The sequence below is a fragment of the Bacillus sp. P14.5 genome (assembly GCF_003316765.1).
In the GTDB taxonomy this organism is placed as follows: domain Bacteria; phylum Bacillota; class Bacilli; order Bacillales; family Bacillaceae_B; genus Rossellomorea.
This window is the reverse complement of record NZ_NIJF01000067.1, coordinates 90186-104987: the sequence shown is the minus strand read 5'-3', so window position 1 is coordinate 104987 and position 14802 is coordinate 90186. Positions and strand designations below refer to the sequence as shown.

The following is a 14802-nucleotide window of genomic DNA, read 5'->3' as shown; positions in this document are numbered from 1 at the left end:
CGGCTTCATAAAAAGCGGAAGCGGCCGTTCAGCACCGTACGGATTGTAGGGCTCCTGCATGAGATAAAGGAATCACGAAGAGCGAAAGCGATTCGATGATGACTTATCGCAAGGAAGGAGACCGAAATCCGCTAGGTGCTGGCCGCTGGAGCTAGATTTGCCTGCGGGGTTACGTTCCAGTGGGTACGTAACCTTGGTCTCACCTGTCATCAAAAGTGGAAGCGCCTTGGTCAGCCCCGACAGGCAAATGTTCCTCAGAGAAAAAAAGGCGGTCTTTCCTTTTATTCTCTGAGGGTTGTTTGACCCCGAGGGGCTAGGCGCTGGAACTAGACGACCGCTAGTCCCGCAGGAGGTCGCACACCTTCCGCTCCAATCCGCCTACGATCAGGAACTGGCGGATAATCTAATCTAAAAAATAACATCTTTAAGGTAAGAGCCTATTAACAAAAATGAACCGCATGAGATCAAGTATATAACCTTGATCTCATGCGGTTTTATTTTCGATGATTTCTACTTGCATCAATTAGTTTTCTACTTTTGTCCCAGCCTCTTTTTAGTATGCTGCGTATCTAAGCGGCCTTATCTTCATTTGAGACATTCAAACTCTCAACACGTTAATAATGAGAGTAGGAGACTGCTTATTGTACTTAAAACTCCTCTGTTCTGTTCATTAATCTCTTGTTGAAAAACATAGTGCCCTTACATTGGTGCTGTATATTTATTGATCAAACTGATAGTCATTTGAGCCATTGATCCACTAAGTCGCGGTTCTCATCAATCCAAGCCCTTGCACCTTCGGCAGGATCACCTGTTTCTTTAACTGTTTCCATCAAGCTTCCAAGAGATTCATCATCCATCTTCCATTTGTTCATCCATTTGATTACGTCAGGATGGTCTTCTTCAAACCCTTTTCTTGTCATATAGTAAATATCATCCGGGTCTCCATATACCTTCTTCGGATCCTCTAGATATTTAAGGTCATATGCTGAAAAAGCCCAGTGAGGGTTCCAAAGAGTCACCACAATCGGTTTTTTATCTTTATATGCTTTTGATAATTCAGCCATCATTGCTGGTCCTGAGCTTGTGACCAGATCAAGTTCAAGGCCATATTCTTCAATAGCACTTTGCGTCATAGATGTTAAGCTTGCGCCAGGATCTATACCTACGATCCTCCCGCCAAACTCCTCTTTTCTTGCATTAAGTTCTTCAATACTCGTAATGTCCTCCATATATGAAGGCACCACGAGCCCAAGTCCTGTATTTTCATACCAGACTTCATGCATATCCAGGTTCTCTTCATATTTTTCCATCAACGGTTTGTCTGTGTTAGGCAGCCATACTTCAGGGGCTATATCCAGTTCGTCCCTTGTAATGCCAAGCCAAACCGGAGCTTTTTCCATGGATTTCAATTCTACTTCGTAGTCCTTTTCTTCAAGAAGGGCCTTCCACATATTAGAGACCGCTATGTTTTCTGCCCAGTTGTTGAGTCCGATGACAAGGGATTTATCTTCGCCGCCGTCCCCGTCATCACCGTTGTTACATCCCGTTAGAAATACTCCTGACAGCATTACGGTTAAGAATAATAAACTTACCCATCTCTTCATTTGCCAGCACCTCTTATTTTATTTATTTCTAAGAACATTCTTTCCTCCTTTAGTTTGGAATATGCAGAATCACCGAAGTGAATAAAAGAAAGAGCATGTTTATTCTCTTGAAAGCTGCAAGCCGAAACTGATCGGGAAGCTTCCACTAATAAGCATATCAGCCCGGAAACGAAGGTGAGGAGGCTGTACGGCTGAATCTTAAATACCACAGCCATAACAATAAAAGTTTAAGATGAGATGTTTTAATGGAGAGTTATAATCAATACAAATACGAGGAGGACTCTATTACTTAAAGAGGATTTTTTTATAATTTGCAGTTCAATTGAGATAGAATAAATTAATACATTAAGGAAAGGTCACAAGGGAATCATCTGCAATTCGATAAAGGCTCTGCAGATTTTTTCTAACTACCGTACTGCAATTCACTTGCAGCTTCCTGCCAGGAATGTATTTTAAAAGTTAAAGTGATCTTTTTAGAAGCAGCAATCAGGTGAAAAGATTGCTTCGACTGGTGCTTTTTCCGTAAAGAACGTCCTTTTGTATAGTAGTATACTAAACTTCTATATTTCTATAGTAAGAAAGCATTGACTTTTCCGAAAATTCGACCTAATATTTTACATGAGAGTTTAATTGTTACATTTTTGTAACAATTAAGGAATACTCTAGGCTCTAAGCTATGAGTTTCATAATTTGTCTGTCTGAACAAAACCGGTCTATTATTCAATATGCCGCTTTAAGACAAAAACAAAATAAAGGATGTTTTGATGAAACAAAATTTAAAAGCTTTTGGAATTCCAGCACTTGTAATCACTGTACTAATCGCCGCTTTATATTTTCATCAGCTTTCTACCATGACAAAGCTGCCAAATGAAGGATGGAGCCGCTCGATACCACTTAATTATGAAGGAAAAGAAAGTCCAATCACCTTTCAGAGGGAAAATGAAGTGTACCTGACTAATGAGGACGAAGTTAGGAAGTTTACTTTAGGAGAAGGCCTCACTATAGAGGAGTCTGAGACAATATCAATGGATGTTCCAAGGGGTTATCCATTTTGGACGGATGGAAATCAGTTCCTTACCCTGTCAGGAGGACAGTTATCCATAACTGCAGATGGGGAATCTGAAGTAATTGACGAAGAAGTCACCGGAATTGCGACAGAAGAGGAAAAGGTTCTCTATTGGAAAAAAGGAGTCGTTTATGAGTATAAGCTCTCAAACGGGAGTGCAACTGAAGTACATACCTTCCAAAATGAAATTATGGATGTGGTATTTGGGAATGAGGGCAGTTATGCAGTGATTCATCAGAAAGATACAGTTAATGCAGAAGTGTTTTTGATGACTGCATCTGGTGAATTGCTTCAATCTCCTGTATTGACAGTGAAAAACTCTACCTATGATCAGCTTGGCAGCCTGGTCCTTTATACAGAAGGGGAAGAGGTGACCTTTGTATTTGGTAGGAAGATGAGGACGGGAGGTTCATTATCTTATAATATGTTTAAAGCGGCAGGAAATTTAGATTCTTTGGAAACAACTCCGCTTTCCATTCACAAACTAAACTTTATTAACGAAGATTCAGGTGCAAAACTTCAATCTCCTGATTATGCGAGAATTGTAAGACTGAATGGAGAGTTGAACCTTGTATTCACAGCAGAGGGGCAAAGAATTGGAGATGACCGAAATATCAGGCTGTATGCAGGAGAGTTGGAAGAAGGGACTCAAATAGAAGCCAGAGCTGTTAACACGAATGAGAATGTGGCGCAAAACCCTTTAAAAATTAATGAAGAATCATTACTATGGATTTCATTCAATGGGGACTTCTATCAACTCTATGGTGCCTCGCAAAATAGCAAGGTGAAAGAAGCCAGCACTGAATTGACAGCTGAAGATTGGAAACAGAGTGGCTATAATGCTTTCTTAATGCTGTTCAGCAGCATGGTAACACTTTTAACTTCTTCTTATTGGCTTTTCCCTTCCTTGACTTTACTGTTGCTGCTTTATATTATAAGGCCTAACATTTTTGAAATAGAGGATATCAACTGGGTGGAGTATGCTTCAATTGCATTATTCCTTATCTTGCCCTTCACTTATATGAGTAGGGCCATGAATTCATACTTTTATGAAGTGGCACCATCATATTATACTTTTCATTATAGCGATATATTTTTGTTAGGAGCTATCAGTTTAGTGACGGGAATCATTTGGAAGGTCGGAAGAGACCCTGAATGGGGAACATTTGCGGGTGTTTTTATTTTATGCTGGTATATATGATGCTTTACATCTTCTCGATAGGACCATATGTTTTTAATTTGTTTTAAATGCAGGTCCATTTTAGAACTTTGTTATTCTCTTTTTCATGGTTATGAAATCTCCCGTCTACGCCCTGGATTTCCAGCAAGCTCTAAGGAGGTATAGAAAATCTCTTTAATGAGGGGATAAGCAGGTTTCCTTAACACTTACTACCATTCAAGCAGGCGGTTTACCTGTGAAGCACATAAATAATCTTAAATAAGCGGAAATTTTCCTGCTGTTTTTCCGGTTAAGCTCAGATAACTGGACTTTCTTCACGTATTTTTAACAAATAAACGAAATTTCTCCGCTTAATATAGCTGTTTCTGGTGCTCTTTTAAAATAAGCTGAATTTCTTCCCTTTTTTCTTAAAACTTTCTTAATATATAAGAAGGAACCTCCCAGCAGCGTGAAAGATGCAGTAAATGTTGTCGGCTTAGATTCCTTCTTCTTCAGAACCTTTCGGAAAATTGCGAAATTTCAGGTGAAAAATATTCCCCTTCTTCTGCCTGATAAAACACCGCAGAAGAAGGGGAATATTGGATCAGACTTTCGGTTTTTAGCTGGTCATTCGTTACCAGGGTTGTTCTGCCACATTAATCCCACTGTTCCTTCACCTGCATGAACGGCTATTGTAGAGCTGATTTCACCTGTGACAATTTTCAATTCTGGATACTTTGACAGAAGCTCTTCCTTGATTTCTTCCGCTCTGGCAGGAACGTTTCCATGAAGAATTTGAATCTCGTACACATTAAATTTAGTGTAGGAATCATCAAAAAGTTCAAGTATTCTCTTTGTAGCCTTTTTTTCTGAACGGACTTTTTCAGAAAGCATGAATTCCCCTGAAGGGTTGATACGAATAATTGGTTTGATTTTCAAAAGATTTCCCAGCAGAAATTGGGTTCCGGACATTCTTCCGCCTTTATAGAATTGCTCAAGACTGCCTAAGAGAATAAGGTTCTCATGCTTTTCCGCCTCCGCCCGCAGGTCTTCTGCAATCTTTTTATAGTCAGTTTCTGTTTTTGCCTGCTCGATACCTGACAGGAGAAGGGAAGTGATGGCATAACTCATCGACTTGCTGTCAATGACTTCTACCGGAAAATCTGCAATTTCTGCTGCTGATCTTGTCGCCTCTAAAGTTCCACTCAGTTTTCCGGAGATGTGAACCGCTATTGCTGCATCATAGTTTTCTTTCAAGGAATTAAAAACTTCCGCTGTTTTTCCAACTGAAGGCTGAGATGTCTTTGGTATTTCCTTTTCATTGTTGATTTTTTCATATAATTCCTCGGTAGTTAAGTCGACACCATCCTCATATGCCTTCTCACCAAAGATTATACTTAAGGGCAGGACAAAAACATCTTTATTATTTTTCAGACTTTCTGTTATATAAGCCGTACTGTCTGTAATCCATGCAATCTTTTTCATTCAATCTTCCTTTACTATAGATATATGGTTTTTAGATTCATATTCATCACAACTTCATTTAAATTCATGGTCGTTCATAATCATTCTATCAATAATTCAAGCATTATACTACAGGAAACCTATACGTTGATACCGTTTTAAAACGTATGATGAGGGTATTGGTTCTTATAAATCATCTAAAAGGAGTGGTATTTTGCAGCAAACCTATGAAGAGTGCATAAAGGCATGCCAAGAATGTTTAGAGGCATGCAATGTGTGTTTCGACAGCTGTTTAAATGAAGAAAATGTTGGAATGATGGCAGGGTGTATCAGGCTGGACCGTGAATGTGCAGCTGTTTGTTCATTGGCTGTCAATTCGATGCAATCAGGAAGTCCAAATGTGAAAGAAATCTTAAAGCTGCTTGTTAAAGTCTGTGAATCTTGCGGGAATGAATGTAATAAGCACGAACATGATCATTGCCGAAAATGTGCAGCTGCATGTTTTACTTGTGGTGAAGAATGTAAAAAACTAATTGCATAAAAAACTGTAACAAGAAACAGAGCCGTTCTTCTTATAAGAACGGCTCTTTTACTATAATATAATTAAACCCATAACCGCGATGCGGCCACTGATTTAATACCTTATTTATAATCTTGATTGTATTTCCGTTCACTTGATGATTGATCTTTAGTTTTGGATTTGGCTCTTTCTTCTTTCTTCTCTTCACGTATATCCTCCATAGGGAGAGGGTCCACGGTTTGTTCACTTTCGAACTTGTCCAGTATACTTTCTTTGTCACTGTCATATTGTTCAGGGTTGTCAAATCTATCAAAACCTTCACCCTTTTGGTTATGATTGTTTTTATCTTTCATGAGAAAACCTCCTTGTAAAGTAATCATTCAGTTATTAAAAAGTTCCCTAATAATGGAGAAATCAAACAATATTCATACTTCCTAATATTACTATTTTCATTTGTTTGGTTTAGGGTAAATAGATAAAAAACAAGGAGTGATTTAGAATGAGTAATCAAGGCAGTTGGTATACTTCCAAAAACGAAAAGTATAAAACCTGGAAGGGGCGCCAAGATCGGACGGTGATTAATAAAAGCCTGCTATATTACGGAGTTCCCTCTCTTTTAATGGTAGGGCTTTTGATATTGGGTGCTTGAAGCTCTGCAAATCACGCAGAGCTTTTTCTTATGCAACATGATAAGTACTTGGACTTTACGGATATACTAACTTAAGTTAAATTAGTAGTATAAAAAAATACGGGGGTCCTTATACAAATGAATAAGAACGACACTTTACATAATGATCATATCAATGTTGGGGGACTTGACTTTGCATGGAATCTGGAAAAAGGTCTTTTCCAATTTGAAGGGGATGACGCTGTTTTATTTTGGATATCTTCCGCTATGAAATCCTTTTTTGACACAATCGAAGAAGTTTCAGGAAAAGAAGCAGCTAAAGTAGTACTTGAAACAACAGGCTTCAGGCAGGGTCTTGTTGTCGGGGAGTATTTTCAAGGGCTTAATATGCCTCTGGAGGAAGTTGTAAAAGCAATTCCAGCTACTTATGCCTCCGCTGGGTGGGGGAAAATCGAAATTGAAATAATTAATGAAGCAGATAAAACCGCAGTAGTTAGATTGAAAGACAGCTGGGAGTTCAAGATTAATGTGGCACAGGGCAAGGAGCAGTCTACCACGTTCCTGGCTGGCCACTTTTCCGGAATTTTCTCCGGACTATTCGGAGCTAATGTATGGTACACATTGAACAAAGACCAAATTCAAAATGAGGAATACTGTGAGTTTAAATTTGCACCCTCTGATATTACCATTGAAGAAAATATTCATGACCTTGCCAGAAAGTCAGAATCTGATAGGATAGTGAAGCTTGAAAGTATGGTGGAAGAAAGAACTCAAGAACTAACAGATTTGGTTAAAGAAATTTCTTCTCCTATCATACCAGTGCTTGAAGGAATAGTCGTTGTCCCTTTACTCGGTAAATATGATGAAAACAGATCTGAAGATTTGATTACCAAGACACTAAATAATCTTCCGAAACATAAAGCAGATTATCTTGTTATTGACCTGACAGGTCTTCATCAATACATCAGTCAATTTACTGTTGAATTTCTGAGCAAACTCGCATCTGCTGCATCATTGATTGGGACAGAAACAATCCTCGTGGGTATTTCACCAGAGCTGGCGCAGGAAATCACGGGCACAGACATGCAACTATCCCGGTTCAGCTGTTTTTCGACTTTAAAGCATGGCATTTACTATGCAATCGGGCAGCAAGGGAGACAGATTTATTAAAAGGTCTTTTCGCAAACTATGTTGCTATTTAATATTAATTTCGTTAAATAAAGCTATATTTGACCTGATATTCAGGTAAGCAAGAAGACAAGAGCTGCTTTCTACCATTCGAGTGAAAAAACGTAGTACCCGGGGGTATCCGGACGCAACAATTTATGGGAAAAAATTCTATAAAAAAGTGAGCGGATTACCGCTCGCTTTTTCTTTTGTGTTAACTTGAAGAATCAAGGTTGAATATTCTTCAAGTCAATCCATAACCATCTGCACCTATAGAATTGGGTCATTCTCTTCCAATAAAATGAGTTTATATGAATGTTATTGGGGGAAAAAAGAGGTAAGGAGGGTTCGAGTATGCCCCAAAAAATAGTTGGAGTTTACAGCACTGGAAAACAAATGCTTGCTGATTTGCACAAACGCCAGTTAGATACAGAATCAACAGCTATTGAATATTTTACTGCAGAACAAGAGGAGCATCAATTCCTCAAAAATAATACTGAAATTAAGGGTTTTCTTATGGAAAGCTCCTCATCAAAAAGTGACAGCGGTATACACAGTTTAGCAACCGCTTTTGATGAGGATGATGGTTCAGTTGAGTTGATGGAATTTGAAAAAACGCTCCTTGATCAGGGATTTTCAGAAAATGATGCCCAGGAATGTATGACTTATCTTCATAAAGGTATGATTGTTGCGGCTGAAAGGTTTAACTGACTGACGGCAGTGGTAAGAATCAATTGTAGCAAGATAATAATCTTAGGAGGTTTTACATATGAACAAAACAGAATTAATCAATGCAGTCGCTGAATCAGCAGAATTAAGTAAAAAGGATGCGGAAAATGCGGTAAAAGCTGTGCTGCAAAATATTGAAGATACCCTTGCTAAAGGGGATAAGGTGCAATTAATCGGATTCGGAAACTTTGAAGTAAGGGAACGCTCTTCCAGAAAAGGCAGAAATCCACAAACAGGAGAAGAGATGGAAATCCCTGCGAGCAAACAGCCTGCATTTAAACCAGGTAAAGCATTGAAAGACAGTGTCAATAATCAATAGTCCTCACAGGCCAGCTTTAGCAGCTGGCCATTTTTTATGCAGCAAGTACATTATCCATATTCATAATAAGCAGCAGAAGCATTCAGTACATATAATTGCAGGTTCAACAATTTGCCCTTTATTGTATCATTCCAATTTAGCTCAATTATCTATTTTATTTAAATGGATATTAAATAGTATCCAGAGTCTATATAATTTGGCGAAGAGTACAAAATATATGTAAGAGTTATATAAATAAAACACCTAAAAAACCGCCCGAATGAATGGGCAGTTAGATCTCGATTTTATGATTCTTCCTCATTTGCAGTGTCTTCTTTATAATCAGTATCAGCATCATTACCGGAGTTTTCCGAATCTTCATCCATCATACCTTCGCCGGTCCCCTCAGGGTCTGCGAGAGTAACGTTTTCTTCAGTTCCAGCTGGCTCATTCAAATTTTCTTCTTCCAACATGTCATTGTCGTCCTGGACTTCTTCAGCGCTGCAACCAGTCATGATGTTTCCTGCTGCAAGCGGAACGGTAAGAAATAAACTTTTTTAGTCATATCTCAAACATCCCCCTGATATTTTTGGAGTGATGCTTATTGAATGAATACCACAACCATTTTTGCGTAAACGCCATAGGTACTGGAAAATAACAGCACTTTTAAAGGGTGAAATTGACACCAAAAAGAAGCTCTACTTTAGGCTTTTATTGGAACCTATATTGAAGTTTTTAAAATAGTGGAAGATGTTATAACTTAGAGGAGGATAAGGGGTCTATGTAAGAAAGAATAGTGTTTATATGGAGGTTTCCGGTCATCATAAAAAAACAGCGAAAAAACCCAGCCGCTGCTTTTTTACATTATGCTGTTTTGCATACATTGTTTCTTTCGGAAAAAAAACCAAAGCAGGAACCGCATTCAAGGATATTTTCTCTATTCGGATGAGCAGCTCTTTTCTTTCTTGATCATCAGGATATTTCAGGTGAGTTATCTTACTAAATTCATATTAAAAACAACGAATATTACGAAAAAGCCTAGTTTTAAAAGAAAACGATTTTGATTGCTTCCCATCCAAAATATATACCAAAGCCAATAAGAGAAAGACCCGAGACGCAGGAAATGACGACAAGTAATTTGTCAGTAAGAAATTTCCTGAATGAGCTGGACAATGCAGCCATACTGACATCCCAAAGAGTGATTCCGATAAAGATAGCTCCGCTGTAAAGGATCAGGTGGGCATGGTCATAAGTTTGTGCTGTTTTAGCAAGCACCGATCCATAAATTCCTAACCAGAATAAAATGGTCAACGGGTTGGACAGGGCCATCAGAAATCCTGTTAAGAATGTCTTAATGTAAGAATCGCTGTTCTGTCTGGTGGTGGAACTGATCTTCCCTGCTCCAAGAAGACTCTCAATTCCTGTATAGACGAGTACAAAAAAACCGAATGACCAAAGGAATGTTTGTACTAAAGGGGTATGAAGGAAGCTGACGACCCCAAAATAAACAACAAGCATGTAAAGAAAGTCGGCTGCTACGGATCCTATCCCAATGAGCCAGGCGTGCCAAAACCCGCTTTTGATCCCTCGGTCAATTTGTGCGGCATTGATAGGTCCTATTGGTGCAGCGAGCGATAGACCGAGGAAGATATAGCTTATAAAGACAGCCATTTTTTCACCCCTAAATAAGATAACTTGTACATCTTATTCAAAAGTTGTCCTAATTATCACTTCGAAATAGTATTCAAAATGAAGCAAATCAAGGTAAGGTGGCTATCTCCAAAAAGAAGTTCGGCGTTCCTGTTTGAAAACTTTGGGACTATAATAATTAACTTAGTCTGCTGTCAACATGTCGGCAAAGCCTTGTAGAAGGGGAGGGTTATATTCTATAGAGAGGAAATGAAATTAAAGTATTCAGCTTAAAGAAGAGATTCAGCCAAAAAAGCGCCAATTCAGAATGAGAGGCGCAGAAGTTCATAGCAAGTGCTAGAGGGAACCATGTGTTTCTTCCAAGATCCTCATCATTTCTTGAGCACGGTAATATAGTTTTTGTTCTTCTTGTGAAGCGCTATGGATAGAATCATGAAGGCTGTTCAGCAGTGATTGTGCATAATGGATATCAAGTGATGCCCGTTGATAGTGCTCGGGGTTATTGTTTCCTTGAGCATCCAGTAAATTACGTTCAGCGATATTAACTTGTTTTAACGCTTCATTTAAGTTTTGATTTATCATCCTTAATCCTCCTTCTGATAGTTATTAAAAAGGGAATATTCCATACCTATGGAATACCCCTGATTGATTCAGCAGTCTTCTTTCTTATGCTGATGAAGTGGAGGCGGTATTAACCAGCCCTTCTCTTTATTAAGACGAAGAAGTTTACCTCCAAGTGCAGCTTTCTGCATATGGAATTGTCCGAACATCATGGCGATATCTTCTCTAATTGATTGGCCTATAGCTTGGCTGCATGCAACTAAACCGCCGGCAATATCCATTGAGATTGTTGCAGAAATCTCAGGATCCTGAAATCTGGCACCAACCGGGATATCTTCAATACAAGCATTAGGGCGCTCTGGTGGAGAAGGAGGAAGCCCAACACCATTTTCTTTAAGGAGCTCTTCAATTTGCTTAATTTCCTGTTGTCCATTTTGAATGAGTTCCTCGATAAATTTATTTAAATCTGCATCGCCTGCATGGTTTTTTAATGTTTGATAACCTGCCATCATTCCTTTAGCAGCCATTAAAAAAGACCAAGTTCCAAAAACTTCACCATAGTGCATCGGTTCTTCTTTCGGATTTCCGCTAAGAATACCCATTGTGATCCTCCTGAAATGATTCATTATTGTGCCACCTCTTTCAATATGCACAACAATATTATTTTCCGTATAGAGGGTGGATATTCAGTTCTCGTGAAAAAAACAAGTTCGGGGAAAAGCATGTAAGTGGGCTTTATAACTGTGCTATCATACTGATAGGTGTTTGCTAGCAAAAAGATAGAGGATGCTAACTCAACTACAGGGGGGAAAGAAAGTGAATTATAAATAAGTGGATTCACCAATGGAAGCTCGCGGTCTTAGACGAAAATAAGGAAGCTGCTGCTGTTTTTTAAGCAGGCTGTTTATGGATATTTAGTAGCTTATAATAAAGCACAAAGAGTAGGATATTTCCATGATACCAATAATTTTCTTTCAAAACGGAGGGAGCAGATCTTTTCATTCTAGGTTAGCAGGATATACAGTCAATTAAGGGGTTATCTTAAGAATCTCATACTAAATAGCAACAAGGTTTTCGAAAAGAGCCATTAAGAAAAAGCCTTTAGACCAATAACACTGATAATGATACAACTAATAAAAAAGATTCTTCTGAAGTCCCTTGGTTTATTAAAAAACACCATGCCTGCAATGACCGCACCCGCAGATCCGATGCCAGTCCAGACAGAATAACCAGTGCTTATGGGAATCGATATCAAGGCAAGTGAGAGAAGGTAGAAACTTACCCCTCCAGAGAGAAAGGCAAGGATGGTAGGGATGATTTTTTTATAACCCTCTGAAAGTTTCATAAATGTCACAAGAAGGACCTCGAAGATCCCTGCTGTTATCTGGTATATCCACGCCATTATTCCGCCTCCATTTTCACTATCCACATTAAAGGGTTTTTCGCAAAATAGAATTTTATATAAATCTTATTCCACATTTTTCTTCCATCATTCTTGTTTTTGAAAGTAAGATAATTTACTATTTAAGGTAAAGAGGTGGTGGAATAAAATGAATACAACAATTAAATTAAATGCAGCCCTTTTACGGAGAAGGGTTCCTAATCTCACTTCAGCAGCTAAAGCAGTTGGTTTGAGACCTGCTACAGTTTCTAATCTTAGTACAGGTAAGATACCGGTTGGCAGAGCTGAGGTAAAGACAATTGTAGCATTGGCTTCCTTAGCAAACTGCACAATTGATGAATTGATCATTCGAGGCAGCGGCCTGGAGATGGTGGAAAGCGGGATAAAAGTGATTGATCTTTTCTGTCCAATTGTTAAGGGCGGGAAGATTGGGCTTATAGCAAGGGCTCAGATGGGTCAGTTGGTTCTGTTGAATGAGCTGATATTCCGACTTAAAGAAAAGGGCTTCACGACGATTTTCATTGATGAACATTCAATAGTTCCTGATGTAGCTGAGGCAAAAGAAGCCTGTGACTTTGTGTGCAAAGATAAGGATGAAATTTTTGAACTTCTCATTAAAATGGATAATAAGGAAGAAACCATCATAATTGCAGATCGGGCAATGGTGAAAACAGGGGAATTGTATGTCATGAATGACCGTTTTGAAAAAGCAGGTTTCCCAGAAATTACAACCTTTTTATATGATCCCAGCGGGGAAGCGGTTGATGAGGAGGACCCTTATGGGCCGCTCGATTCCCTGATTCCTTTTGATTTGGACTTGGCAACGAGGCAGCTGTTTCCCGCTGTACAGCCTGTTAAAGCAGCCTCGACCTTGTTAGAAGACGCCCTTTTGGATACAAATCATCTGTCAATCCAGCGCAGGGCAAGAAAGCTTTTAAGAAGATACAGGGAAATTCGTATACTCGTCAATAATATTGGAGAAGAAAGAATTCCAGATACGGAAATTGAACTTTATCATAGGGGGCAGCGATTGGAAGCCTTTCTGACTCAGCCTTTTTACGTTGCAGAAGCGTTCACGAATGTGAAAGGAGAGTATGTTTCTCTGGAGGCATCGCTGGCAGGAGTTCAAAAAATAATTGATGGAGGGGCTGACAGCCTTTTACCCGAACAGCTAAAATATACCGGCAAACTCTAGCAATAAGATCGTTGAGAGGACAACAGTCAGCAATATGCAGAGCTGATAAAGCCAAACTGTTATCATAAAATACAGGCTGACTCATTAATTGGATGTGTCAGTCTGTTTGTTAATTATACCCCTTCACTTCTTCCAAGGTATCTTTATCATTTCGGTCCGATTTTTTAATTATGGAAATAGACCCATCAGACTCCAGTACCACAGTATCTATTTGCTTCATTGAACCAACTCCCTTAGACCTGGCAGCCTGGAATATCGCTTTTTTCGGCACCCTTTCTTTTTTCATCGTTCCTTCCTTGAAAATCCCATCCTGATAGAGAACTTGAGGGTCCGATTTAATAATTTTATTAAACCAGTCAATATGTACAGCGAGCTTGGCTATGACATATTGCAGAGCAATTAACATAAAGAAAGCCGTTGTTCCCTGTGCCAAGGTAATATTCTTATCGAGGAGAATGGATGAGAGAGTGGAGCCCATTGCAACAGTAATAACTAAGTCAAAGGCATTTAACTTAGAAAGGGTCCGTTTTCCTGAAATTCTAAGCAGAATAATAAGCGAAATATAAGAGCAAATCGCAATAATGATCGTTCGCTCAATGATATCTAAGCCAGAAAAAAACATAGAGATCATCCTTTCATTATTAATGGTAAATGTTTTTCCTCAAATTAAGTACACTAAACACAAAAAAGCCCTCTTCAATCGAGGAGGGCCGGACAATCAACTATTTGATTCGGCAGCTGCAGAGGATGCCTCACGCTGTTTCTTTTTCATTCTTTTTTTCATCGCCTTTACGAGGAAGCCGCCTTTGAATCTGCGGGGCTCATATGAAATAATAAAAGCACGCGGCTCGTGGGTTTCAACAATCTCAAGGAGCTCTTCTTCACGATTACGTTTTGTCAGGATTTCGAGCTGATAACGTTTGCTGTCTCGTCCCATGCCCTCAAATACTGTAACTCCAAATCCTTCATTCCTTAAAATCTCGATTAATCTTTCATTAATTTCCATTAAGTTCACTACGATGCTTGTGTAGCCGATAGCAAGTTTATTTTCTACTTTACTTCCGATAAACAATCCGACACCAAATCCTAAAGCATATACCAGCATGCTGGCAATGCTCTGGTCACCAGAGAAAACCAGGGCCAATCCAAATACATATATCAAAGCTTCCATGAATCCAAAAGCAGAAGCTGCCACACTCATGTTCTTCACGAGAAATATGGTTCTTAAAGTCAGAATGGGAACATAAATCAATTGCAGAGCGAAAATCAATAAAATATCTATCATAAAAAGAACTCCTTTATTAAAAAGTCAGGTCAAAAATACTTTCCAAATATAACACTGTTAATGCTCTGAAAGGA

Annotated in this window: 17 protein-coding genes; 7 read left to right on the top strand and 10 right to left on the bottom strand. The window is 38.9% G+C overall.

Features of this window, described 5'->3' with window-relative positions:
• Positions 1 to 737: 737 nt before the first annotated feature.
• A complete protein-coding gene (locus B9Z54_RS11800; protein ID WP_113928600.1) occupies positions 738 to 1604 on the bottom strand; it encodes a glycine betaine ABC transporter substrate-binding protein in 867 nt (288 codons plus the stop codon).
• 764 nt (positions 1605 to 2368) lie between these two features.
• On the opposite strand from B9Z54_RS11800, the gene B9Z54_RS11795 reads away from it, so the two are divergent.
• Complete coding sequence (locus B9Z54_RS11795; protein ID WP_113928599.1) at positions 2369 to 3871, top strand: hypothetical protein; 1503 nt, start codon at positions 2369 to 2371, stop codon at positions 3869 to 3871.
• Positions 3872 to 4456: 585 nt separating this feature from the next.
• Here the strand turns inward: B9Z54_RS11795 and B9Z54_RS11790 are convergent.
• Positions 4457 to 5314, bottom strand: a complete 858-nt coding sequence (locus B9Z54_RS11790; RefSeq protein WP_113928598.1) for a DegV family protein — start codon at positions 5312 to 5314, stop codon at positions 4457 to 4459.
• 193 nt (positions 5315 to 5507) lie between these two features.
• On the opposite strand from B9Z54_RS11790, the gene B9Z54_RS11785 reads away from it, so the two are divergent.
• Positions 5508 to 5834 carry a four-helix bundle copper-binding protein gene (locus B9Z54_RS11785; protein WP_113928597.1) on the top strand — a complete coding sequence of 109 codons (327 nt, stop codon included), beginning with the start codon at positions 5508 to 5510 and terminating at the stop codon, positions 5832 to 5834.
• Between the two features lie 101 nt (positions 5835 to 5935).
• Here B9Z54_RS11785 and B9Z54_RS11780 read toward each other — a convergent pair whose 3' ends face one another.
• On the bottom strand, positions 5936 to 6166 hold the full coding sequence (locus tag B9Z54_RS11780) for a hypothetical protein (protein WP_113928596.1): 231 nt from the start codon (positions 6164 to 6166) through the stop codon (positions 5936 to 5938).
• A 146-nt stretch (positions 6167 to 6312) separates the two neighbouring features.
• Here B9Z54_RS11780 and B9Z54_RS25270 point away from each other — a divergent pair, with 146 nt between their 5' ends.
• The 4 genes from B9Z54_RS25270 to B9Z54_RS11765 all read left to right on the top strand — a co-directional run bounded on the left by B9Z54_RS25270 (position 6313) and on the right by B9Z54_RS11765 (position 8656).
• Positions 6313 to 6462 (top strand): hypothetical protein, encoded by a 150-nt coding sequence (locus tag B9Z54_RS25270; RefSeq protein WP_205207707.1) that lies wholly within the window; start codon positions 6313 to 6315, stop codon positions 6460 to 6462.
• A 117-nt stretch (positions 6463 to 6579) separates the two neighbouring features.
• A complete protein-coding gene (locus tag B9Z54_RS11775) occupies positions 6580 to 7611 on the top strand; it encodes an STAS domain-containing protein (RefSeq protein ID WP_113928595.1) in 1032 nt (343 codons plus the stop codon).
• Positions 7612 to 7962: 351 nt separating this feature from the next.
• Positions 7963 to 8319 carry a hypothetical protein gene (locus B9Z54_RS11770; RefSeq protein ID WP_113928594.1) on the top strand — a complete coding sequence of 119 codons (357 nt, stop codon included), beginning with the start codon at positions 7963 to 7965 and terminating at the stop codon, positions 8317 to 8319.
• Positions 8320 to 8377: 58 nt separating this feature from the next.
• On the top strand, positions 8378 to 8656 hold the full coding sequence (locus B9Z54_RS11765) for an HU family DNA-binding protein (RefSeq protein WP_113928593.1): 279 nt from the start codon (positions 8378 to 8380) through the stop codon (positions 8654 to 8656).
• 284 nt (positions 8657 to 8940) lie between these two features.
• Here the strand turns inward: B9Z54_RS11765 and B9Z54_RS11760 are convergent, their stop codons facing one another.
• The 5 genes from B9Z54_RS11760 to B9Z54_RS11740 form a co-directional block, all read right to left on the bottom strand.
• A complete protein-coding gene (locus B9Z54_RS11760) occupies positions 8941 to 9150 on the bottom strand; it encodes a hypothetical protein (protein ID WP_113928592.1) in 210 nt (69 codons plus the stop codon).
• 529 nt (positions 9151 to 9679) lie between these two features.
• A complete protein-coding gene (locus tag B9Z54_RS11755; protein WP_113928591.1) occupies positions 9680 to 10306 on the bottom strand; it encodes a LysE family transporter in 627 nt (208 codons plus the stop codon).
• A gap of 315 nt (positions 10307 to 10621) precedes the next feature.
• The gene (locus B9Z54_RS11750) at positions 10622 to 10867 is read right to left on the bottom strand and encodes a hypothetical protein (RefSeq protein ID WP_113928590.1); all 246 of its coding nucleotides are present in this window, start codon (positions 10865 to 10867) and stop codon (positions 10622 to 10624) included.
• A gap of 68 nt (positions 10868 to 10935) precedes the next feature.
• On the bottom strand, positions 10936 to 11448 hold the full coding sequence (locus tag B9Z54_RS11745; RefSeq protein ID WP_113928589.1) for a DUF3231 family protein: 513 nt from the start codon (positions 11446 to 11448) through the stop codon (positions 10936 to 10938).
• A 485-nt stretch (positions 11449 to 11933) separates the two neighbouring features.
• A complete protein-coding gene (locus tag B9Z54_RS11740) occupies positions 11934 to 12248 on the bottom strand; it encodes a DMT family transporter (protein ID WP_113928588.1) in 315 nt (104 codons plus the stop codon).
• Between the two features lie 148 nt (positions 12249 to 12396).
• Between B9Z54_RS11740 and B9Z54_RS11735 the strand changes: the two genes are divergently transcribed.
• Positions 12397 to 13443, top strand: coding sequence for a F0F1 ATP synthase subunit beta (locus tag B9Z54_RS11735; RefSeq protein WP_113928587.1), 1047 nt, complete (start codon positions 12397 to 12399; stop codon positions 13441 to 13443).
• Positions 13444 to 13552: 109 nt separating this feature from the next.
• Here the strand turns inward: B9Z54_RS11735 and B9Z54_RS11730 are convergent, their stop codons facing one another.
• Positions 13553 to 14065 carry a DUF421 domain-containing protein gene (locus B9Z54_RS11730; RefSeq protein WP_113928586.1) on the bottom strand — a complete coding sequence of 171 codons (513 nt, stop codon included), beginning with the start codon at positions 14063 to 14065 and terminating at the stop codon, positions 13553 to 13555.
• 96 nt (positions 14066 to 14161) lie between these two features.
• Entirely contained in the window at positions 14162 to 14728 is a 567-nt protein-coding gene (locus B9Z54_RS11725; protein WP_113928585.1) for a DUF2179 domain-containing protein, read from the bottom strand.
• Positions 14729 to 14802: the final 74 nt, after the last annotated feature.